Source organism: Geodermatophilus sp. SYSU D00710, assembly GCF_054050195.1.
Map to the genome: position 1 here is coordinate 73,083 of NZ_JBJGYX010000017.1, position 21,728 is coordinate 94,810.

At 77.2% G+C, this 21,728-nt stretch carries 19 protein-coding genes and 2 tRNA genes; 16 read left to right on the top strand and 5 right to left on the bottom strand.

Annotated elements, in window-relative coordinates:
• Positions 1 to 185 precede the first annotated feature (185 nt).
• Positions 186 to 1,169: a UDP-glucose 4-epimerase GalE gene (gene galE, locus ACI78U_RS10530; RefSeq protein WP_456875256.1), complete on the top strand. Its 984-nt coding sequence runs from the start codon at positions 186 to 188 to the stop codon at positions 1,167 to 1,169.
• A 25-nt stretch (positions 1,170 to 1,194) separates the two neighbouring features.
• Here the strand turns inward: galE and ACI78U_RS10535 are convergent, their stop codons facing one another.
• Positions 1,195 to 1,377 carry a hypothetical protein gene (locus ACI78U_RS10535; RefSeq protein ID WP_456875257.1) on the bottom strand — a complete coding sequence of 61 codons (183 nt, stop codon included), beginning with the start codon at positions 1,375 to 1,377 and terminating at the stop codon, positions 1,195 to 1,197.
• Positions 1,378 to 1,560: 183 nt separating this feature from the next.
• Here ACI78U_RS10535 and ACI78U_RS10540 point away from each other — a divergent pair, with 183 nt between their 5' ends.
• Both ACI78U_RS10540 and ACI78U_RS10545 read left to right on the top strand, forming a co-directional pair.
• Positions 1,561 to 2,409, top strand: a complete 849-nt coding sequence (locus ACI78U_RS10540) for a hypothetical protein (RefSeq protein WP_456875258.1) — start codon at positions 1,561 to 1,563, stop codon at positions 2,407 to 2,409.
• 364 nt (positions 2,410 to 2,773) lie between these two features.
• A complete protein-coding gene (locus ACI78U_RS10545; protein ID WP_456875259.1) occupies positions 2,774 to 3,820 on the top strand; it encodes an alpha-hydroxy acid oxidase in 1,047 nt (348 codons plus the stop codon).
• Here the strand turns inward: ACI78U_RS10545 and ACI78U_RS10550 are convergent.
• From ACI78U_RS10550 to ACI78U_RS10560, 3 genes are all read right to left on the bottom strand, one after another.
• On the bottom strand, positions 3,817 to 4,869 hold the full coding sequence (locus ACI78U_RS10550; RefSeq protein ID WP_456875274.1) for a PHP domain-containing protein: 1,053 nt from the start codon (positions 4,867 to 4,869) through the stop codon (positions 3,817 to 3,819). The genes ACI78U_RS10545 and ACI78U_RS10550 overlap by 4 nt on opposite strands.
• Complete coding sequence (locus ACI78U_RS10555) at positions 4,866 to 5,414, bottom strand: DoxX family protein (protein ID WP_456875260.1); 549 nt, start codon at positions 5,412 to 5,414, stop codon at positions 4,866 to 4,868. The genes ACI78U_RS10550 and ACI78U_RS10555 overlap by 4 nt, the downstream gene beginning before the upstream one ends.
• A 395-nt stretch (positions 5,415 to 5,809) precedes the next feature.
• Positions 5,810 to 6,343, bottom strand: a complete 534-nt coding sequence (locus ACI78U_RS10560) for a CGNR zinc finger domain-containing protein (protein ID WP_456875261.1) — start codon at positions 6,341 to 6,343, stop codon at positions 5,810 to 5,812.
• A gap of 119 nt (positions 6,344 to 6,462) precedes the next feature.
• Here ACI78U_RS10560 and ACI78U_RS10565 point away from each other — a divergent pair, with 119 nt between their 5' ends.
• The 4 genes from ACI78U_RS10565 (at position 6,463) to ACI78U_RS10580 (ending at position 10,402) form a co-directional block, all read left to right on the top strand.
• Positions 6,463 to 7,665, top strand: coding sequence for an MFS transporter (locus ACI78U_RS10565; RefSeq protein WP_456875262.1), 1,203 nt, complete (start codon positions 6,463 to 6,465; stop codon positions 7,663 to 7,665).
• Between the two features lie 95 nt (positions 7,666 to 7,760).
• Positions 7,761 to 7,849, top strand: a tRNA-Ser gene (locus ACI78U_RS10570).
• Between the two features lie 21 nt (positions 7,850 to 7,870).
• Positions 7,871 to 7,943, top strand: a tRNA-Arg gene (locus tag ACI78U_RS10575).
• Between the two features lie 227 nt (positions 7,944 to 8,170).
• Positions 8,171 to 10,402 (top strand): MMPL family transporter, encoded by a 2,232-nt coding sequence (locus tag ACI78U_RS10580; protein ID WP_456875263.1) that lies wholly within the window; start codon positions 8,171 to 8,173, stop codon positions 10,400 to 10,402.
• Positions 10,403 to 10,631: 229 nt separating this feature from the next.
• Here ACI78U_RS10580 and ACI78U_RS10585 read toward each other — a convergent pair whose 3' ends face one another.
• Positions 10,632 to 11,948, bottom strand: a complete 1,317-nt coding sequence (locus ACI78U_RS10585) for an alpha-hydroxy-acid oxidizing protein (protein WP_456875264.1) — start codon at positions 11,946 to 11,948, stop codon at positions 10,632 to 10,634.
• 190 nt (positions 11,949 to 12,138) lie between these two features.
• On the opposite strand from ACI78U_RS10585, the gene ACI78U_RS10590 reads away from it, so the two are divergent.
• The 9 genes from ACI78U_RS10590 to ACI78U_RS10630 all read left to right on the top strand — a co-directional run.
• Positions 12,139 to 13,233: a hypothetical protein gene (locus ACI78U_RS10590; protein WP_456875265.1), complete on the top strand. Its 1,095-nt coding sequence runs from the start codon at positions 12,139 to 12,141 to the stop codon at positions 13,231 to 13,233.
• 25 nt (positions 13,234 to 13,258) lie between these two features.
• On the top strand, positions 13,259 to 13,756 hold the full coding sequence (locus tag ACI78U_RS10595; RefSeq protein WP_456875266.1) for a MarR family winged helix-turn-helix transcriptional regulator: 498 nt from the start codon (positions 13,259 to 13,261) through the stop codon (positions 13,754 to 13,756).
• 101 nt (positions 13,757 to 13,857) lie between these two features.
• Entirely contained in the window at positions 13,858 to 15,348 is a 1,491-nt protein-coding gene (locus tag ACI78U_RS10600; RefSeq protein WP_456875267.1) for an HAD-IIIA family hydrolase, read from the top strand.
• Complete coding sequence (locus tag ACI78U_RS10605) at positions 15,345 to 16,355, top strand: glycosyltransferase family 9 protein (protein ID WP_456875268.1); 1,011 nt, start codon at positions 15,345 to 15,347, stop codon at positions 16,353 to 16,355. Before ACI78U_RS10600 ends, ACI78U_RS10605 begins: the two co-directional genes overlap by 4 nt.
• Positions 16,352 to 17,332 (top strand): glycosyltransferase, encoded by a 981-nt coding sequence (locus tag ACI78U_RS10610; protein WP_456875269.1) that lies wholly within the window; start codon positions 16,352 to 16,354, stop codon positions 17,330 to 17,332. The genes ACI78U_RS10605 and ACI78U_RS10610 overlap by 4 nt, the downstream gene beginning before the upstream one ends.
• Positions 17,329 to 18,573: a glycosyltransferase gene (locus tag ACI78U_RS10615; protein ID WP_456875270.1), complete on the top strand. Its 1,245-nt coding sequence runs from the start codon at positions 17,329 to 17,331 to the stop codon at positions 18,571 to 18,573. The genes ACI78U_RS10610 and ACI78U_RS10615 overlap by 4 nt, the downstream gene beginning before the upstream one ends.
• Before the next feature lie 20 nt (positions 18,574 to 18,593).
• Positions 18,594 to 19,259 carry a D-sedoheptulose-7-phosphate isomerase gene (locus ACI78U_RS10620; protein ID WP_456875271.1) on the top strand — a complete coding sequence of 222 codons (666 nt, stop codon included), beginning with the start codon at positions 18,594 to 18,596 and terminating at the stop codon, positions 19,257 to 19,259.
• Entirely contained in the window at positions 19,256 to 20,632 is a 1,377-nt protein-coding gene (gene rfaE2 / locus ACI78U_RS10625; protein ID WP_456875272.1) for a D-glycero-beta-D-manno-heptose 1-phosphate adenylyltransferase, read from the top strand. The genes ACI78U_RS10620 and rfaE2 overlap by 4 nt, the downstream gene beginning before the upstream one ends.
• An 83-nt stretch (positions 20,633 to 20,715) precedes the next feature.
• A partial coding sequence (locus ACI78U_RS10630; RefSeq protein ID WP_456875273.1) for a glycosyltransferase family 9 protein occupies positions 20,716 to 21,728 on the top strand: 1,013 nt, incomplete at its 3' end.

The window sequence follows — 21,728 nt, forward strand, 5'->3', positions numbered from 1 at the left end:
GTCGTCCCGGAGGGGCGTGGCCGCAACCCGCCGCAAGGGTGACGACACGCCGAGAAGTGGTGCAGGCCGCGGCTGGCCTGGACCCGCCACCCGCCCCGGGCCGTCGTCGCGCGCGGGTCAGGTCGGCGCGGGAGCCGTGCCCGGCGCCCAGCGGCGGACGGCGCTCCGGACCCTAGGCTGGATCGGTGACCTGGCTCGTGACCGGCGGTGCCGGCTACATCGGTGCGCACGTCGTGGACGCCATGCGGGCCGCAGGGGAGTCCGTCGTCGTCCTCGACGACCTCTCCACCGGCGACCCGGACCGCATCCCCGGTACCCCGCTCGTCGTCGGCAGCGTGCTCGACGGCGACCTCGTCGGGCGCACGCTGCGGGAACACGGCGTCACCGGTGTGGTGCACGTCGCGGCGAAGAAGCAGGTCGAGGAGTCCGTCCGCCTCCCGCTGCTGTACTACCGGGAGAACGTCGAGGGTCTGCGGGTGCTGCTCGAGCAGGCCGTCGAGGCCGGCGTCGGCTCCCTGGTCTTCTCCTCGAGCGCGGCGGTCTACGGCATGCCCGACGTCGATCTCGTCAGCGAGGACACCGAGTGCCACCCGGTGAACCCGTACGGCTCGACCAAGCTCGTCGGCGAGCGGATGGTCGAGGAGGTCGCGGCCGCGACCGGCCTGCACTACGCGAACCTGCGCTACTTCAACGTCGCCGGGACGGCTGATCCCGCGCTGACCGACCGCGGCGTCTCCAACCTCGTCCCCATGGTCTTCCAGCGGCTCGCGCAACGGCAGGCGCCACTGGTCTTCGGCGATGCCTACCCGACGCCGGACGGCACCTGCATCCGCGACTTCGTCCACGTCGCCGACGTCGCCACCGCGCACGTCGCCGCCGCCCGGGCGCTCGCCGAGGGCAGCGTGCGCGTGCTGACGGCCAACGTCGGCCGCGGCGAGGGGGTCTCGGTGCGCGAGATGGTGGACACCATCCGCGCGGTCACCGGCACGGCGGACGAGGCGTGGGCCGAGCCCGTCGTCGTCCCGCCCCGCGCCGGCGACCCGGCCCGGGTGGTCGCCTCGGCCGACACCATCCGGGCCGTCCTCGGCTGGGAAGCCCGGCACGACGTGCAGGAGATGGTCGCCTCGGCCTGGGCCGGCTGGACGGCGTCCCGGGGCACGGCGGCCTGAGCCGCCGTGAGCGCCGGTGGCCCGGTCAGCCGGCTGCGGCGGCGCGCAGGTCGTCCTCGAGGCCGACGACGACGGCGTCCAGTTGCCGGCTGAGGTCGTCACCCTGCGAGGTGCGGTCGTCGGCGACCCGGATGCCACGTCCCACGACGAGCCCGAGGAGTGCCGCGACGGCCGGCCAGGCGACTGCGATGACGAGCGCGGTGGACACCCGTCCTTCCTAGGGGTGTGGGCCGTGCGGTCGGGCCTGAACGCGCGGGCAGATCGTGCCGAGAGGCGGTGCCGTGAGTGGTGACCGCCGCCTCACCCGTCCAGGCGGTCGCGCTGGCCCCAGCCGACCCGATGGTGTGACCGGACGGTCCCGTCCGGGCCCGGGTCTGCCGATGACGCGCGTGTGTGGACGTGGATCGTCGGCGGGTTCGCCGCGTGGGTGGTCGTCGCCGTCGTCGTCGGTGTCGTCCTGGGCCGGGGGATCCGGCTGGCTGACCGGTGGTCGTCCCGCAGCGTCATCGGACAGCAGCCGAGTACCCCCGCCGGGGCGCGCGTCGCCAGCCCGGTGCGCCGCCGGGTGCCGCTCCCGCCCGTCGGGATCGCGCTCGCCTTCCTCGCCGTCGCGCTCGAGACGGTGGGGTACGTCCTGCGCCTGCGCGGGAGCACCGGTCCCCTCGCGCAGACGCTGTCGATGGACGCCCCGTGGTCCCTGCCGCGGGTCTACGTCGCCGCCCTGTTCGCCGCGGCCGCCCTGGCCGCGGTCGCCGGTGCCGCCCGCAACCCCGGTCGGCGCACCTGGTGGCTGGCCGTCGGCGCCGTGGCCGCCGGCGTCGCGGTGGTCAAGGCCGGGAGCACCGTGCACGTGACGGTCATGGAGGCGTTGACCGCGCTCACCTCGCCCGCCGGGGCGGTCGCGATCAGCGCGCTGGGCGCGGTCGCCGTCCTGGCCGTGCTCGCCTTCCTCAGCCGCGCCGAGCGCCGTGACCGGCGCCGGGTGCTGAGCACCTTCGGCCTCTACGCGGTCGCTGCGGTCGGCCTGTCGGCGGTCCCCGGACTCGTCCGCGGGCAGTGGACGGTCATGGCGACCTTCGTGGAGGAGTCCGGCGAGGCGCTGGCCGGCGTCGCCGTGCTCGTCGCGGTCCTCGTGGGTGTCGCGCCGCGCCTGGTCCTGCCCGCCGCGTGGCTGCGCCGTGACGACGACGCGCTCTCGCTGGAGCTGCCGGCCGCGCGGAACCCCGCCGTGCAGGACTGACCCCTGCGCCGACGTGAGGCCGGCCCGGCCGGGAGTGGCCGGTCGACCAGGAGGAGCCCGGCGCGCGGCTCGCGGTGTGCGGCCCGGAGGCCTCCCCGGTCGGTGACGTTGGCGGCGTGCAGCGCGCGCCCGAGGACGAGGGCGAGTGGCACGGCCAGCAGCACCCATGTCACGACGACGAGAACGACGACCACGGTCACTCCTGTTCGGCGCGCGGGTCCCCCGTCCGATCCGTCCGTCATCGCTTCCCCGAGGCGGCGGGTCGCAAACACCGCCACCTCCGGTGGGTACCCGGTGGCTCGGCCGTTACGCTCCGCTCCCGTGCCGAGCGGCTCGCCCGGGCGAGGACGGCGAGGGAGGCGGCGTGCTACCGGTCCTGACCGAGTCCCAGGAGCGGGCCCGAGCCGTACTGCCGCCCGAGGTGTGGGAGTACTACGAGGCCGGTTCCGGCGACGAGGTCACCGCCGGGGAGGCCGAGGCCGCCTGGCGCGACTTCCGGCTGCGCCCGCTCGTGCTGCGCGACGTCTCACGGGTCGACGTCGCCACCACGGTGCTCGGCGCCCGGCTCGCCTCGCCGTTCGTCGTCGCGCCGATGGCGTTCCACGCGCTCGCGCACCCCGACGGCGAGTGCGCCACCGTGCGCGGCGCCGGCGACGCCGGGTGCCTGACCGTCGTGTCCACCCGGGCCTCGCGCCCGCTCGAGGACGTCGCCGCGGCGGCGACCGGGCCGTGGTGGTTCCAGGCCTACGTCATGCGCGACCGCGGGCTCACCGAGGCGCTGGTCCGGCGGGCCGCCGCGGCCGGCGCCGGCGCCGTCGTGCTCACCGTCGACACCCCCCACGTCGGTCGCAAGCAGCGGGTCGGCGGTGTGCGGATCGGCGTCCCCGACGACGAGTACCTCGTCAACCTGGCCCGGCACCTGGTCCCCGGCACGGTCGGCCGCGAGTCGGCCGAGCAGGACCCGTCGACGACGCCGGACGTCGTCGCCCGGCTCGCCGAGGTCGGCGGCCTCCCGGTCCTGGTCAAGGGCGTGCTGCGCGGCGACGAGGCGTTGCGCTGCGTGGCGGCCGGCGCCGCCGGCGTGGTCGTCTCCGCGCACGGCGGGCGCCAGCTCGACCGGGCGCTGCCGAGCGCCCACGCCCTCGCCGACGTCGTCGCGGCGGTCGGGGGCCGGGTGCCCGTGCTGGTCGACGGCGGCATCCGCAGCGGCACCGACGCACTGGTCGCCCTGGGACTGGGCGCCACCGCGGTGCTCGTGGGCAGGCCGGTGCTGTGGGCACTGGCGGCCGGGGGAGCCCCGGCCGTCACCGGGCTGCTGCAGGAGCTGGCCGCCGACCTGCGGCACGTGCTGGCGCTGGCCGGTGCGACCTCGCCGGCCGACCTCGGCCCGGCCCTGGTGGTCCCCCGCTAGCCCGCCGTCCACTCGAGCAGCTCGTCGGCGGTCCAGGTGTTGACCACCCGGTCGACGTCGACGCCGGTCTCGACGGCGCGCTCGCAGCCGTTGCCCTGCCAGTCGAGCTGGCCGGGGGCGTGCGCGTCGGTGTCGATCGCGAACTCGCAGCCCATCTCGACGGCGAGCGAGAGCAGGCGCAGCGGCGGGTCGAGGCGCTCGGGCCGTGAGTTGATCTCGACGGCGGTGCCGTGCTCGACGCAGGCGCTGAACACGGCCTCGGCGTCGAACGCGCTCTCCGGGCGCGGCCGCTGACGCCGTCCCTCCCGCTGCTCCCGCGGGATGAGCAGCCGGCCGGTGCAGTGGCCGAGGACGTCGGTGTGCGGGTTGGCGACGGCGGCGAGCATCCGCTCGGTCATCGCCGCGGCCTCGGCGCGCAGGTCGGAGTGGACGCTGGCGACCACGACGTCCAGGCGGCCGAGCAGCTCGTCGGTCTGGTCGAGGCCGCCGTCGAGGAGGATGTCGCACTCGATGCCGGTGAGGATCCGGAAGGGGTGCAGCTCCGCGTTGAGCGCGGCGACGACGTCGAGCTGGCGCTCCAGCCGCTCGGCGGTGAGCCCGTTGGCGACCGTCAGCCGCGGCGAGTGGTCGGTCAGCGCCATGTAATCGTGGCCCAGGGCGATCGCCGCCTCGGCCATCTCGCGGATCGGGCTGCCGCCGTCGGACCAGTCGGAGTGGGTGTGCAGGTCCCCGCGGAGGGTGCTGCGGAACTCGGCGACGTCGTCGGCCAGCGGCACGAGCTCGGCGTGGGCCTCCTCGAGCCGGGCCAGGTACTCGGGGACCTCGCCGGCGTGCGCCTGGACGATCGCGGCGCCGGTCTTGGGGCCGATGCCCCGCAGGTCGGTCAGCGTCCGGGTGCGGATGCGCCGGTCGAGCTCGCCCTCGGGCAGCGCGTCGACGACGGCGGCCGCGGTGCGGAACGCCGCGACCCGGTGCGTGGGCTCGCGGGCGCGCTCCAGGAGGAAGGCGATCCTCCGGAGCGCGGCCGCGGGCGGGAGGGGAGTGCTCAGCTGGTGGCCTTCTTCGCCTTCTTCTCGGCCTTCCGCTGCGCCTTGGCGGCGCGCCGGGCGGCCTTCTCGTACGTGCGCTCGGTGTTGTCCGCGGCGCGCTTCGCCGCGCGGCGGGCGCGGTAGCCGACCGACGGGCGGCCCTCGGTGTCGACGGCGGCGATCAGCAGCCCGCCGAGCAGGCCCGCGTTCTTGAGCAGGTTCGACAGCTGGCCGAAGCGCTCCTCGGGGTCCTCGTGCTCCCAGAAGCGGTGCCCGGCGAGCGTGGTCGGGACGATGCTCCCGGCCAGCGCCAGCGCGCTGAGCCGGGGGAGCTTGCCCAACGCGAGCAGGGACCCGGCGCCCACCTTGATGCCGGCGTCGATCCTGACCCACTGCTCGACGTCGCGCGGCACCTGCACCGGCAGCTGCTGGTCGGCGGTCTTCGTGATCGTGTCGACCACCGGCGCCGCCCCCGGCACGCGGGTCTGCGGGTTGCGCAGGGTGTCGATGCCGCCGTAGACGAACGACGCGGCGAGCAGGGGCCGGGCGATCCGGCGGACCAACATGGAGGACCTCTTCCGTCGACGGGACTGGCTGCGTGTCCCTTTGCCCGCACGGCGCGGAGGGACACCCCGGGACGGAACCTAGTGACCGCCGTCCCTCCGCGCGCGGCGTGGACCTCTGCCGCGAGGTCCCGGTCCTGCGGTCGTGCGCGCGCTCCCGCGGTGCTGGGACGCCGCAGGAGCGCGAACTGCACCGCAGGAGCGGCGGCTCAGGACGTGCGGTGGCAGTACACGGTCGGCGGCGCACGCGTGCGGAACGCGAACGACGTGGACGCCGCGCCCGTCTCGCCGTCGCAGGTCACCGGCTGCCGGACGTCCACCGGCCGCCCGCCGAGCACCATCGACACCGGCGTCGCGTCCCGCAGCGCCTCCGCCGCCGCGGGGTCACCCGCCGGACGCTAGGCCCTGCGCCGGGCCCGGTAGGCGGCGACCGAGGAGCGGCTGGCGCAGGTGTTGGAGCAGTACCGGCGGCTGGCGTTGCGGGAGGTGTCGACGTAGACGTCGTTGCAGCCCTCGGCCGAGCACACGCCCAGCCGCTGCCAGCCGTGCTGGGCGACCACCTGCGACAGGCCCATCGCCACCGTCGTCGTCAGCTGCTCGAGCGCGGGGGCGTCGGGACGGGCGTAGTGCAGGTGCAGCTCGCCGTCGTGGTCGGTGGCATACGGGTGCGGCCGGGCCAGCGCGAGCAGCTCGTTGAGGCGGGCGATGACCGTCTCCTGCGACTCGGCGACGGCGACGGCGCGGACGAGGTCGGCGGTGGCCGCCGCCCGGCGGGTCTCCGCGGCGGTGAGGTCCAGGCCGGTCGCGGGCGTGAACCACTCCTCGTGGGCGCGCAGGAAGGTGCCGGCCCAGCCCGGGTCGCCGTCGCGATCGGCGTTGGCGAGGTCGATCGCCAGCTCGACCGCGTTCGACCCGTAGGTGTCGTAGTTCATATGACTCCCTACCACCCGGTCGCTGACCGGTTCGCTAGCCTCGGGACTGCGTAGGGAGTCAACGGCGTTTGACTCCCTACTGTTCCGTTCATCCCCCGCAAGCCGAAACGAGTTCCGTCGTGCGTTCGTACCTGTCCGTCTGGCGCCTGCCGTCCGCCCCCGTCCTGCTGCTCGCCGGCTTCGCCGGCCGGCTGCCGTCGGCGATGGTCCCGCTGGCACTGCTGCTCATGGTGCAGCAGCAGACGGGCTCCTACGCGATCGCCGGTCTCGCGTCGGCTGCCTATGGTCTCGCGATGGCCGCCATGGCCCCCGTCCTCGGCCGGCTGGCCGACCGGCGCACCCCGCGCCCGGTCCTGCTGGCCCAGGGCGCCGCCTACCCGCTGCTGCTGGCCCTGCTGGTGCTCGCGGTCCTCGGCGGTGCGCCGACGCCGGCCGTCCTCGCCGCCTCGGCCGCGGCCGGCGCCGGGACGCCGCTGGTCTCCGGCACCGTCCGCGCCCTGTGGTCGCGGGTCGACCCGCGGGTGCGCCCCACCGCCTTCGCCCTCGACGCCACCGCCACCGAGCTGGTCTTCGTGGCCGGCCCGACCGCGGTCGCCACCCTGGCCGTGCTGGCCGGCCCCGCGTGGGCGCTCGGCGTGGCCGGGACGCTGGCGGTCACCGGCGCGCTGGCCATCGCGACCTCGGCGGCGATGCGCGGCTGGGTCCCCGTGCCGGCCGCGGAGCGCACCAGCGCCTTCGCCACCGTGCTGACGCCGGGCATGCCGCGGGTGCTTGTCAGCGGCTCGGCGCTGATGCTGGGCTTCGGCGCGCTCGAGGTGGCCATCCCCGCCTTCGCCGACGCCGCCGGGTCCCCGGGCCTGTCCGGCCTGCTGCTGGCGCTGTGGTCGCTGGGGTCGGTGGCCGGTGGCCTGTGGTTCGGTGCCCGCGTCGTCAGCGCCTCGCTGCCGCGTCAGTACCGGTGGCTGCTGCTCGGCGTCACCATCGGCCTGGCGCCGCTGGCCGCCGCGTCGAGCCCGTGGGTGCTCGGGGCGCTGCTCTTCCTCGGCGGGACGGCGATCGCGCCCACGATGACGGTGCAGAACTCGCTGGTCGGCGCACTGGCGCCGGCGCACGCCACCACCGAGGCCTTCACCTGGCTCTCGACGATGGCCACCGGCGCGTCGGCGCTCGGCGCGGCGCTCGGCGGCGCGCTGATCGACGGTCCGTCCGGGGTGACCGGCAGCCTGCTGCTGGCCGTCGCCGGCGCCGCGACGGCCGTCCTGGTGACCCTGGTGCCGGGCCGCCCCGCGCCGGCGCGAGTGGGGCAGCGGGTCGCGGTCTGACCGGTGCTCCCGGCCCGGGCCACCCCCGGGCTGGGAGCCCCGCCGAGGCCGCTGGTAGTCTCTTCGGCGGTGGTACCGGGGGAACTCGGACCCCGGGAGGCTTCGCCTAGTCCGGTCTATGGCGCCGCACTGCTAATGCGGTTTGGGTTAATCCCCATCCCGGGTTCAAATCCCGGAGCCTCCGCGCACGACAACTGAACACTCGGCACCCGTAGCTCAACGGATAGAGCATCTGACTACGGATCAGAAGGTTAGGGGTTCGAATCCCTTCGGGTGCACGTCTGGTTGAGACAGCACTGCGGCCCCGCTCTCCCCGCGAGAGCGGGGCCGTCGTGTGTCCGGACCCGACGCTCCCCGATCCGACTGCCGGGCCGGCCGGCACCCCTGCGGCGCCGCGGTGGGCTGTCGGGCCAGCCCGACACCCGACCGGCCGGCTGGCGGGATCGGCCGGCCCGACCCCGGCCAGCAGAGTCGGGCCCGTCGAACGAGCAGACGGGAGACCGACGTGGACGTGTCCGGCAACCTGGCGGGCCGGGTGGGGCGGTGGAGCGCGCGGCACCGCAGGGCCGCGGTGGGCGGCTGGCTGGCCTTCGTGGCCCTGGCCCTCCTGGTGGGGCAGCTGGTCCCGCAGGGGGAGCTGACCGCGGCCGAGCAGCGCGTCGGGGCGCCGGCGCGGGCGCAGCAGATCCTCGACGACAACGGCTGGGAGGAACCGGCCTCGGAGATGGTCCTCGTGCAGCGGGACGCCGGGGTCGGGGAGGCCGCCGCCACCGCGGCGCTGACCGACGTCGTCGAGACGCTCCGGCGGACCCCCGAGGTGACCGGCGTGGTCAGCCCGCTCGACGGCGCCCCGCTGGTGTCCGCCGACGGCCGCTCGGCGCTGGTGACCTTCGACGTCGCCGGGGACCGCGAGGACGCCGCGGAGCGGCTGCCCGCGGTCGCCGGCGCGCTGGCCGCCGTCGCCGACCGGCACGAGGACGTGCGCGTCGAGCAGTTCGGCGACACCAGCGCCGACCTCGCGCTGGGCGAGGTCCTCGACGCCGACTTCCGGCGCGCCGAGCTGCTGTCGATCCCGATCACCCTCGTGGTGCTGCTGGTGACCTTCGGCGCCGTGGTGGCCGCGCTCGTGCCGCTCGTCTTCGCGCTCACGGCGTTCGTCGCCGCGCTGGGGCTGCTCAGCCTCACCAGCCAGGTCTGGCACGTCGACCAGAACGCGCAGATCGTCATGCTGCTCATCGGGCTGGCCGTCGGCGTCGACTACTCGCTCTTCTACCTCAAGCGCGAGCGCGAGGAGCGGGCCAGGGGCGCCGGTCCGGTCGACGCGCTCGACGTCGCCGCCGCCACGTCGGGCCGCTCGGTGCTCGTCTCGGGTGTCACCGTCGTGGTGGCGATGGCCGGGATGTTCCTCACCGGGTTCTCCGTCTTCACCGGCGTCGCCTCGGCCACGATCCTCGTCGTCGCGATCTCGGTGCTCGGCTCGCTCACCGTGCTGCCGGCCACCATGGCCTGGCTCGGCGACCGGGTGGAGAGGGGCCGGATCCCGCTCCTGCACCGCCGCGACGCCGGCCCGGGCCGGTTCTGGCCGGCCGTGCTCGGCGCCGTGCTGCGCCGCCCGCTGGTCGCCGCCCTGACCGCCGGCGCCGCCCTGGTCGCGCTCGCCGTCCCGGCCCTGGCGATGGACCTGCGCGGCGAGGGCGTCGAGGACCTCCCGCAGGACCTCGCCGTCATCCGGACGTTCGACCGGATCACCGAGGCCTTCCCCGGCGGGCCGGCACCGGCCGAGGTGGTGGTCGAGGCGCCCGACGTCACCGCCCCCGAGGTCCAGGCGGCCCTGGCCGACCTGCGCGAGCGGGCCCTGGCCACGGGGCAGGTGAACGAGCCGATCGGGGTCGAGACCAACGGGGCCGGCACGGTGGCCGTCGTCTCCGTGCCGCTGGCCGGCGACGGGGAGGAGCAGGCCTCACGCGACGCGCTGGCCACCCTCGCCGACGACGTCGTCCCCGCCACGGTGGGGGAGCTCGACGGCGTGACCGCGGTGGTCACCGGCGACACCGCCTACTCGGTGGCCTTCGACGAGCTCATGGCCGACCGCACGCCCTGGGTGTTCGGCTTCGTGCTGGTGCTGGCGTTCGTGCTGCTGCTGGTGTCGTTCCGCTCGGTCACCGTGGCGGTCACCGCGATCGTGCTCAACCTGCTCAGCGTCGCCGCCGCCTACGGCGCGATGGTGCTGGTCTTCCAGGAGGGCGTGGGAGCCGGCCTGATCGGGCTCGACCGGACCGGTGCGATCGTCAACTGGATCCCGCTGTTCCTCTTCGTGGTCCTCTTCGGCCTGTCGATGGACTACCACGTGTTCATCCTCAGCCGGATCCGCGAGGGTCACGACCGTGGCCTGCCGACGCGGACGGCGGTCGCGCAGGGCATCACCTCGTCGGCGGGCGTGGTCACCAGCGCCGCGGTGATCATGGTGTTCGTCTTCCTGACCTTCGTGACGCTGTCGCTGACCAGCATGAAGCAGATCGGGCTGGGGCTGGCGGTGGCGGTGCTGCTCGACGCCACCGTGGTCCGGGCGGTGCTGCTGCCGGCGGTCATGCGGCTGCTGGGCGAGGCGAACTGGTACCTGCCCCGCTGGCTGCGGTGGCTGCCCGACCTGCGGCACGAGCCGCTGCCCGGGGCAGCGGTGCCCGTTCCGCGACCGGCGGCCGGCGAGGAGCCCGCCCTGGCCGGCACCCGCGACTGAACGACGACGCCGGCCCCGGGGGTCCCGGGGCCGGCGTCGTCGTGGGGCGGGGGGCCGGTGCTGGCGGTCTGGCCGCGTGGGTCGATCCCCCCAGCAGTGGGGGGCCAATCGTCTACCGGTGGCCCCCGCCCGACCTCCACTGTGAGCGCCGTCACAGTTGGAGTCAACCCCGGCCCGGCGTGTCGGACGGGGCCTCGGCGTGGCGCGGGACGACGGGTCCTGCGGCTGCCTAGCCGACCCGGCGGAGGGCCTCCGGCGAGAGCTCGGCGACCGAGGTGTGCCCGGTCAGGCCGAGGGTGAGGTCGAACTCGCCGAGGACGTCGGAGACGACCTGTCGCACGCCCGCCTCCCCGGCCAGGCCCAGCCCCCACGCGTAGGGCCGGCCCAGCAGCACCGCGCGCGCGCCCAGGGCGACGGCGACCAGCACGTCGGCGCCGCTGCGGATGCCGCTGTCGAGCAGGACCGGCGCCCGGTCGCCGACCGCGGCGACCACGTCGGGCAGCGCGTCGAGCGCGGAGACCGACCGGTCGACCTGCCGCCCGCCGTGGGTGCTCACCACGATCCCGTCGACGCCCTCGTCCAGCGCCCGGCGGGCGTCGTCGGGGTGCAGCACGCCCTTGAGGAGGACCGGCAGCCGGGTGCGGGACCGGAGCCAGGCGAGGTCGGCCCAGGTGATCGAGGGGCGCGAGTAGATGGCCTGGAAGGTCTCGACGGCGGCACGCGGCAGCGGTGAGCGCAGGTTCTCCCGCAGCGGGCCGGGCCAGGCGCGTGCCATGCCGACCATCGCGAGCACCGCCGCCAGCGTCGGCCGCGGCTGGCGGTCGCGCCCGGCGGCCGCACCGGCCTGGGCGGGCGCGGCGTCGCCGGCCTCGGCCACCCGGGCCTCGACCAGCCGCCGGAAGACGGGGTCGGAGGTGTACTGCGCGATCCCCTTGCCCAGCGCGAAGGGCAGGTGCCCGAGGTCGAGGTCGCGCGGCCGCCAGCCGAGCATCGTCGTGTCGAGCGTGACCACCAGCGCCTCGCAGCCGGCCGCCTCCGCGCGGGCGACCAGGCTCTCGACCAGTTCGTCGGAGGTCGACCAGTACAGCTGGAACCAGCGCGGCGCGTCGCCCATCGCCGTCGCGCAGGCCTCCATCGGCACCGACGCCTGGTTGGAGAACACGAACGGCACGCCCAGCGACGCCGCGGCGCGGGCCACCGCCAGGTCGGCCTCCCGGTGCACCAGTTCCAGGGCGCCGACCGGGCCGAGCAGCAGTGGCGCGGGGATCCGCCGGCCGAACAGCTCCACGGAGGTGTCCCGCGCGCTCACGTCGCGCAGCACCCGCGGGACGACGGCCCACCGGTCGAAGGCCGCGCGGTTGGCCCGCTGCGTGTGCTCCTCGCCGGCGCCCCCCGCGACGTAGGCGTAGGCCCGGGCGGTCAGCCGCTCGCGGGCCCGGCGCTGCAGTGGCCGGGCGGTGGTCGGGACGAGCGGGGAGCGCCCGTACACCCCGGCGCGGTAGACGTCGTTCTGTCGGCGGCGGCCGGTCCCGGCGGCGGAGTCCACGGCGATCACCGTAGTGACCCGGCTCACCCGCTCCCGACCCCCCTCAGCGACACGCCCGGGCGCCGACACGCCGCGCCAGGTCACGACGCGCGGTCGATCGTTCGTCCACACGTGGTCACGCGCCGCACAATGGCAGGGCGCCGTCCCGGATCCACCGGGCCGGCGTGCACGACCGCTCGAGGGGGACACCGTGCCGGTCGGGACCCTGCCCAGGCCCAGGCCGGGGCGCGCGTTCCGCCCCGTCCTGCCGACGGGGCTCTCCGGCCTGGCCGCCACGACGGGCCTGCTGACCGTGCTGCTGGCCGGTGCCGTGGCGCTGGCCGCTCCCGCCGCGGCCGCCGACGACCCCGCCCGTCCCGACTCCCGCGTCACGCACGGGCCCAGCTGCCGTCCCGGCGGCGTCGTGGTCGAGGTGACCGCGGGGACGGTCGCCTACGCCGTCACGCTGGCCACCACCCGCGCCCCCGAGGGCGAGGCCTCCGCCGAGCTGCAGCCGGGACAGGTCGCCGTGCTGCGCACGGCGGAGGTGGCCTGGGGTGAGACGGTCGACAGCCGGCTCGAGTTCACCGCCCTGGACGGCTCGGGCACCACCTACGTCGACGAGCTCGAGGGCTTCGTGTTCACCCGGCCTGCCGAGGAGGACTGCGCGGCGATCGCCGTCCCGCCCGGCGGCGGTGAGGTGCCGCCGGTCGCGGGCGCCCCGGCGATGCCGCCCGCCCCGGACTCCGCGCCCGAGCAGGTCCCGGTCCCGCCGGGGGACGTGGCCCCGGCCCCCGAGGTGGCGCCGCTGCCGGTGCCCGACCCGCCCGCGCCGGACCCCGCTCCCGGTGTCCCGGGCGACGGCGGCGTCTCGCCCGGCGGCGCGGTGGTGGCCTCCGCGGGGCAGGTCACCGCCGGCGACGCGGTCATCCTGATGGGGGCGGGCTTCACGCCCGGCGAGGTGGTCACCGTGCAGGTGGCCGACGGCAGGGTCCTGGCCTCGGTCGCGGCCGGTCCCGACGGCGAGGTGGAGGCCACCGTGCGCGTCCCGGGCGCCGCCGGCACGACGACGCTCGCGTTGGTCGGCACCGATTCCGAGGTCACCGCCGTGGTCGAGCTGCGCGTGGCCGCCGCGGCCAGCCCGGTCGACCCGGACCCGGTGCCCGTCCCCCTGGTGCTCGCCGGGCTGGCGCTGGTCGTCACCGCCACCGGTCTCGTCCTGAGCGCCGGCCGCCGTCGTGAGCCGTCCGCGCCGTCCTGGCCGGCCGGACCCTCCTGGCCGACCGGCCCGACCGGGAGCGCCTGACGCCGACTTCGGTCACGATGGTGCGATGGGCTCCGAGGACGTGCTGGCTCCCGGCGTCCCGTCCCACCCCGCAGAGCTGGCCGGGGTCGCACCGCGCGCCGCGGAGACCTGGCTGCGGATCGTGCAGGTCCACGACCGGATCACCCACCGGGTCGACTCCGCGCTGCACCGCCAGCACGACCTGTCCCTCACCGCGTTCGAGGCGCTGCGGCGGATCGCCGAGGCACCGGGCGAGCGGGTGACGATGGGTGAGGTCGCCGAGGCGCTCGGGTTGTCGCGGGCCGGCGTCACCAGCACGGTCGGCCGGCTGGTCGAGCAGGGGCTGGTCGTGCGCGAGCGGCGCCCGGGGGACCGCCGGCTGCTGCACGCCCGGCTGACCGACGCCGGCCGGGAGCGGGTGCGCGCCGCCGCGGTCACCCACGACGAACTCGTCGCCCGCCTGCTCGCCCTGCTGGGTGACGACGCCGCCGTGGTCACCGACGCGCTGGCGCGGGTGTCCGCGGCCACCCGCATCCGCCGCTGACCAGCCATCATCGCGATGAGTGCCCGACGGGGGACGGTCCGGCCCGAGGCACTTCAAGCCCGTAGTGTTTGCGGACGCGCACGACCGGGCAGGGCGCGATCATGTCCGTGAGCTGCACCGTCGTCGTGCCGACCATCGGCCGGCCGTCGCTCGACGTGCTGCTCGACGCCCTGGCCGCCGCTCCCGGCCCCCGCCCGGCCGAGCTCGTGGTGGTCGACGACCGGCCCGCCGGACCCCCGCTGGCCGTCGAGCGCCCCGGCCTGCCGCCGGTCCGGGTGGTGCGCACCGGCGGCGGCGGCCCGGCCCGCGCCCGCAACCTCGGCTGGCGCACCGCCCGCACGGAGTGGATCGCCTTCCTCGACGACGACGTCGTCCCCGACCCCGACTGGTACGAGCGGCTCACCGCCGACCTCGAGGGCCTGCCCGCCGACGTCGCCGGCAGCCAGGGCCGGGTGCGGGTGCCGCTGCCGGCCGACCGGCGGCCCACCGACTGGGAGCGCGGCACCGCGGGCCTGGCCACCAGCGCCTGGATCACCGCCGACCTCGCCTACCGCCGGGCCGCGCTGGCCGCCGTCGGCGGGTTCGACGAGCGCTTCCCCCGCGCCTTCCGCGAGGACTCCGACCTGGCGCTGCGCGTCATGGACACCGGCGCCCGGCTGGTCCGCGGGGAGCGCGCGATCACCCACCCGGTCCGCCCGGTCGACCGCTGGGTCAGCGTCCGCGTGCAGGCCGGCAACGCCGACGACGCCCTCATGCGCCGGCTGCACGGTCCTGGCTGGCGCGAGCGGGCGCAGGCCGCGCTGGGCCGCCGCCCGCAGCACCTCGCCGTCACCGCGGCCGGGCTCGCCGCGGTGGGCCTGGCCGCCGCCCGCCGGCCCCGCGCCGCGCTCGCCGCCGCCCTCGCCTGGGCCGGCGGCACGGCGGAGTTCGCCTGGGCGCGGATCGCCCCCGGCCCGCGCGACCGGGCCGAGGTCAGCGCCATGGCCCTCACCAGCGCCGTCATCCCGCCGCTGGCCACCTGGCACTGGCTGCGCGGCAGGGTACGGCACCGCCGGGTGACGCCCTGGCGCGGCCTGCCCGACCTCGTGCTCTTCGACCGCGACGGCACGCTCGTGCACGACTTCCCCTACAACGGCGACCCCGCCTGGGTCCGCCCGGTCGACGGCGCCCGCGAGGCACTCGACCGGCTGCGGGCCCGTGGCGTGCGGGTCGGGGTGGTGAGCAACCAGTCCGGCGTGGCCCGCGGGATCATCACCCGCGAGCAGGTCGACGCCTGCATGGCCCGGCTCGACGAGCTGCTCGGCCCCTTCGAGACCGTGCAGGTCTGCCCGCACGGCCCCGACGACGGCTGCAGCTGCCGCAAGCCCGCACCGGGCATGGTGAAGGCCGCCTGCGCCGAGCTCGGCGTCGAGCCCGCGCGCACCGTGGTGGTCGGAGACATCGGCGCCGACGTCGAGGCCGCCGCGGCCGCGGGCGCCCGCGCCGTCCTGGTGCCCACGCCGGTCACGCGGAGGCAGGAGGTCGACGCCGCGCCGCACCGTGCCGCGACGCTCACCGCCGCGGTCGACGACGTCCTGGCCGGCCGGTGGTGAGCCGCCGCCGGGGCACCGTCCTCGTCGCCCGGCTCGACAACGCCGGCGACGTCCTCCTCCAGGGTCCGCTGGTCCGCGCCGTGGCCGCGGGCGCTGAGCGGGTGGTCTTCCTGGCCGGCCCGGCCGGGGCCGAGGCCGCCGCGCTGCTGCCCGGCGTCGACGAGGTCTGGACCTGGGCCTGCCCGTGGATCCTCGGCGACCCGCCGCCGGTCGACGCCGCCGACCTCGCCGCGCTCACCGCGCGGGTGCGGGCGCTGGCCCCCGACGAGGCGGTGGTCAGCACGTCGTTCCACCAGTCGCCGCTGCCCCTGGCGCTGGTGCTGCGCGCGGCCGGGGTGCCCCGCATCTCCGCCACCAGCGTCGACTACCCCGGCTCCCTGCTCGACGTCCGCCACCGGGTGGACGACGACCTGCCCGAACCCGAGCGGGCCCTGTCCCTCGCCCGCGCCGCCGGGTTCGAGCTGCCGGCCGGCGACGACGGCCGGCTCGCGGTGCGACGGCCCCTGCCCCCGGTCGCCCACCCGCCCGGCGCCGTCGTCGTGCACCCCGGCGCCTCGGTGCCCGCCCGCGCCTGGCCCGCGGAGCGCTGCGCCGAGGCGGTCGAGGCGCTCGCCCACGCGGGACACCGGGTGCTGGTCACCGGCGGACCGGGGGAGCGGGAGCTGACCGCCGCCGTCGCCGGCACCCGCGGCGTCGACCTCGGTGGTGCGCTGACCCTCGCCGAGCTGGCCGCCGTCCTCGACCGCGCCCGGGCCGTCGTCGTGGGCAACACCGGGCCGGCGCACCTGGCCGCCGCCGTCGGCACCCCGGTCGTCTCACTGTTCAGCCCCGTCGTCCCGGCGGCCCGGTGGGCGCCCTACGGCGTCCCCACCGTGCTGCTGGGCGACCAGGACGCCCCCTGCCGCGACACCCGTGCCCGCGTCTGCCCGGTCCCGGGCCACCCCTGCCTGACCTCGGTGACCGCCGCCGAAGTCGTCGCCGCCGTGGAGAAGGTGACCGCCGCGTGAAGGTCCTGCTCTGGCACGTGCACGGCTCGTGGACGACGGCGTTCGTCCACGGCCCGCACGAGTACCTGTTGCCGGTGGTCCCGGACCGGGGCCCCGACGGGCTCGGCCGCGCCCGCACCTGGGACTGGCCGGCCTCGGCGCGCGAGGTGACGCCCGGGCAGCTGCGCGACGAGCACGTCGACGTCGTGGTGCTGCAGCGGGTGCGCGACCTGGAGCTGGTCCGGGAGTGGCTGGGCCGCGAGCCCGGGCGCGACCTGCCGGCGGTGTTCCTCGAGCACAACGCGCCCGGCCTCGAACCCGGCGACGGCCCGGTGCCCCACACCCGGCACCCGCTGGCCGACCGCGACGACGTCCCGATCGCGCACGTCACCCACTTCAACCGGCTCTTCTACGACAACGGCCGGGCCCCGACGACGGTGATCGAGCACGGCATCGTCGACCCGGGCGAGCGCTGGACCGGCGAGCTGGCGCGGGCCGCCGTCGTCACCAACGAGCCGGTGCGCCGGGGCCGCACGGTGGGCGCCGACCTGCTGCCCGGGCTGGCCGCGGTGGCGCCGGTCGACGTGTTCGGCATGGGCCTGGCCGGCCTGCACGAGCGGCACGGGCTCGACCCCGCGCGGGTGACCCTGCACGACGACCCGCCGCAGGTCGCGATGCACGCCGAGCTGGCCCGTCGCCGCGTGTACGTGCACCCCGTGCGGTGGACGTCGCTGGGGCTGTCGCTGCTCGAGGCGATGCACCTGGGCATGCCGGTGGTCGCGCTGGCCACCACCGAGGTCGTCGAGGCGGTCCCCGCCGGCGCCGGGGTGCTCTCCACCCGGCCCGAGGTGCTCTGGGACGCCGTCGCCACGTACCTGCACGACGAGGACGCCGCCCGGCTGGCCGGCAAGGCGGCGCGCGCCGCCGCGCTGGAGCGGTACGGGCTTCCCCGGTTCCTCTCCGACTGGGACACCCTGCTCGAGGAGGTCACCCGATGAGGACGCTCCGGACCGCCGGCGGCCCGCTGCGCATCGACCTGGTCAGTGAGCACGCCTCGCCGCTGGCGGCCATCGGCGGGGTGGACGCCGGCGGGCAGAACGTGCACGTCGCGGCGCTCGCCGCGGGCCTGGCCGCACGCGGTCACGAGGTCACCGTGCACACCCGCCGCGACGACCCCGGCCTGCCCGACGAGGTGCCCACCACCGACGGCTACGTGGTCAGCCACCTCACCGCGGGCCCGGCGGAGGTGCTGCCCAAGGACGACCTGCTCGGCCACATGCCGGCGCTGGCCGCCGCGCTGCGCGCCCGCTGGTCGGTCGCGCCGCCGGACGTCGTGCACGCGCACTTCTGGATGAGCGGGCTGGCCTGCGTCGAGGCCGCCGGCAGCCTGCTCACCCCGGTGCCGGTGCTGCAGACGTTCCACGCCCTGGGCTCGGTCAAGCGCCGGCACCAGGGCGACGCCGACACCTCGCCGGCGCAGCGGGTCGAGCTCGAGCGCAGCCTGTGCCGGGCGCTGGACCACGTGGTGGCCACCTGCAGCGACGAGGTCTTCGAGCTGCGCCGCCTGGGCCTGTCCCGCGACCGCGTGTCGATCGTGCCCTGCGGCGTCGACACCACGGTGTTCACCCCGCGCGGCCCCGTCGCGCCCCGCTCGGGCCGGCCGCGGCTGCTGGTGCTGGGCCGGCTGGTGGAGCGCAAGGGCCAGGAGGACGCCGTCCGCGCGCTGGCCGCCGTCCCCGACGCCGAGCTGGTGGTCGTGGGCGGACCGTCGGCCGGCGCGGTCGACGCCGACCCCGAGGTCCGCCGGCTGCGCGCGGTCGCCGCCGAGGTGGGGGTCGCCGACCGGCTGTGCTTCGCCGGGTCGGTGGCCCGCGCCGACGTGCCCGCGTGGGTCCGCTCGGCCGACGTCGTCCTGGCGGTGCCCTGGTACGAGCCGTTCGGCATCACCCCGCTCGAGGCGATGGCCTGCGGCCGGCCGGTGGTCGCCACCGCCGTCGGCGGGCTGCAGGACTCCGTCGCCGACGGCGTCACCGGCGACCTGGTGCCGCCCCGCGACCCGGCCCGCCTCGGCGAGGTGCTCGCCGCGCTGCTGGCCGACGACGCCCGGCGCGCCGCCTACGGGTCGGCCGGGGTCCGGCGGGCCCGCGCCCGCTACCGGTGGGCCCGCGTGGCCGCCGACACCGAGGCCGTCTACCGGCAGGTCCTGTCCACCCGGCGTCCCGTCGAGGCCGTCCGATGAGCGCCCCTGGAGGTCGCCCCGTGAGTGTCGCTCCCCACTCGGCCGGCGAGGTCGTCTCGCCCGACTCGTGCACGCACCTGACCGGCCGCGACCACGTCGCGTCGCTGCACGCGGCCATGCGCAGTCTCGACGCCTCGGTCGACACCCTCGACCGGTGGGGGCGACTGCTGGCCGACGTGCTGTGCGGCGAGTCGCGCGGGCGGCTGCTGGCGGCGGGGAACGGCGGCAGCGCCGCGCAGGCGCAGCACCTCACCGCCGAGCTGGTGGGCCGCTACCGCGCCGACCGGCCGCCGTTCTCGGCGATCTGCCTGACGGCGGAGACCTCGTCGCTGACCGCCATCGCCAACGACTACCCGGCCGACGAGCTGTTCGCCCGCCAGGTGGAGGCGCACGGCCGCGCCGGCGACGTCCTCGTGCTGCTGTCGACGTCGGGCCGCTCGCCCAACGCCGTCGCCGCGGCCCGGCGGGCCCGGGAGTGCGGCATCACCGTCCTGTCGGTCACCGGCCCGGCGCCCAACCCGCTCGCGGCCGCCTCCGACGAGGCGGTGTGCATCGACTCCCCGTGGACGGCGACCGTGCAGGAGTGCCACCTGGTCGCGCTGCACCTGCTGTGCGCGGCCTTCGACGCCGCGGTGCTCGCCGAGCCCGCCCGGGTGCCGCAGTCCCGGCTCGGGGTGGCGCGGTGACCCGGCCGCTGGTGGTCGTCGGCGACGCGCTGCTCGACGTCGACCTGGTCGGCACCGCGTCGCGGCTGACCCCCGACGCGCCGGTCCCCGTGGTCGAGGACGTCGAGATCCGCGAGCGCCCCGGCGGTGCCGCGCTGGCCGCGGTCGTCGCGGCCCGGGCCACCGGGCGCGAGGTCGTGCTGGTCGCGCCGATCGACGACGACGAGGGTGCGGCGCGGCTGCGGGCGCTGCTGGCCGGGCGGGTGCGGCTGGTCGCGGTCCCGGCCACCGGCGGCACCGCCGTCAAGCAGCGGGTGCGGGTGGGCGACCACTCGGTGGTGCGCCTGGACAGCGGAGCGCCCGCGGCCACCCTCGGCGAACTGCCGGCCGAGGCCGCCCGGGCCATCCGCGGCGCCGCCGCCGTCCTCGTCGCCGACTACGGCCGCGGCACCACGGCCGACCCCGCCGTCCGGGCCGTGCTGGCGGAGGCGCGCGGGCCGGTGGTGTGGGACCCGCACCCGCGCGGCGCCGACCCGGTGCCCTCCGTGCGGCTCGTCACGCCCAACGCCGCGGAGGCCGCGCGGGTCGCCACGGCCGCGGGCACGACGCCCGGCGGCGACGGGCTGGCCGCGGTCGGCGCGCGGGCCGAGGCGCTGATCCGGCACTGGGGGGTGGGCGCGGTCGCGGTCACCCTCGGCGCCCGCGGCGCGCTGCTGTCCTACGGCGAGGGCGCGCCCATGGTCGTGCCCGCCGTGCCGGTGACCGGCGGCGACCCCTGCGGCGCCGGCGACTCCTTCGCCGCCGCGGCCGCGCTGGCGCTGGCCGACGGCGCGGTGACCGGGGAGGCGGTGGCCGCGGCGGTCGCCTTCGCCGGGCGCTTCGTCGCCGCGGGCGGGGCGTCGGCGTGGGACACCCCGGCGACCCGCGAACCGAACGTCGCCGCGGAGGACGGCGTCTCGGCGCTGCTGGCCCGGGTGCGCGCGACCGGCGGCACCGTGGTCGCCACCGGCGGCTGCTTCGACCTGCTGCACCCCGGGCACGTCGCGACGCTGCGGGCCGCCCGCGGCCTCGGTGACTGCCTGGTCGTGTGCATCAACTCCGACGACTCGGTGCGCCGGCTCAAGGGCCCGTCCCGGCCGCTGGTCACCGCCACCGACCGGGCGCGGGTGCTCGAGGCCCTGGAGTTCGTCGACGCCGTCGTGGTCTTCGAGGAGGACACCCCCGCGGAGGTGCTCGACCGGCTGCGGCCCGACGTCTGGGTCAAGGGCGGCGACTACGCCGGGGCGGACCTGCCCGAGGCGGCGGTGCTGCGGCAGTGGGACGGGCAGGCCGTCGTCCTGCCCTACCTCGACGGCCACTCGACCACCGCCCTGGTCGAACGCTCCCGGGTCTGATGAAGGACCCCCTCGCCCCCCACCGCTCGCGGGCTCGCGGCGGGACCCTACGAGGGGGCCGTTCCAGAGGGCAGGTGGCGGTCGTGCTGCGGCCGCTGGGGCTCGGGGACCTGCTGACCGGGGTCCCGGCCATCCGGGCCGTGCGCGCCGCGGTGCCCGGTCACCGGCTGGTCCTGGCGACGACGTCCGCGCTGGCACCGCTGGCCGGGCTGGTCGACGCCGTCGACGAGGTGCTGCCCGCGCGCGAGCTCGAGCCGCTGGACTGGGCCGGGCCGCCGCCGGAGCTGGCCGTCGACCTGCACGGCAAGGGCCCGGCGTCGCACGTCGTCGTCGCCGGCCTGCACCCGGCGCGGCTGCTGACCTTCGCCAGCCCCGGCTACCCCGGCCCGGCCTGGTACCCCGGCGAGCACGAGGTCGCCCGCTGGTGCCGTCTGGTCTCCGAGGGGCTGGGGGTCCCCGCCGACCCCGACGCGCTCGACCTCGCCGTCCCCGCCGTGCCCCCGCCGGTGACCGGGGCGGCGCTGGTGCACCCCGGCGCGGCCTTCCCCGGCCGCCGCTGGCCGGCCGAGCGGTTCGCCGCCGTCGCCCGGTGGCTGGCCGACGCCGGGCACGACGTGCGGGTCACCGGCGGCCCGGCCGAGCGCGACCTGGCCGCCGCCGTGGCGCGCGGCGCGGGCCTGCCCGACGAGGCCGTGCTCGCCGGGCGCACCTCGACCCTCGAGCTCGCCGCCACCGTCGCCGCCGCCCGGGTGGTGGTCAGCGGAGACACCGGCGTGGCGCACCTGGCGACGGCGTACCGCCGCCCGTCGGTCGTGCTCTTCGGGCCGGTGTCACCGGCCCTGTGGGGACCGCCGCCGCGGCCGCAGCACGTCGTCCTCTGGCACGGGGACGGTGCCGGCGACCCCTGGGGCACCGAGCTCGACCCGGCGCTGGCGCGGATCACCGTCGACGAGGTCACCGCGGCGCTGGACGGCCTGCTGGCCCGGACGCGGGGGGGGGGGGGGGGGGGGGCGGGGGGGCCGCGGCGGGGGGGGGGGGGGGGGGGGGGGGGGGGGGGGGGGGGGGGGGGGGGGGGGGGGGGGGGGGGGGGGGGGGG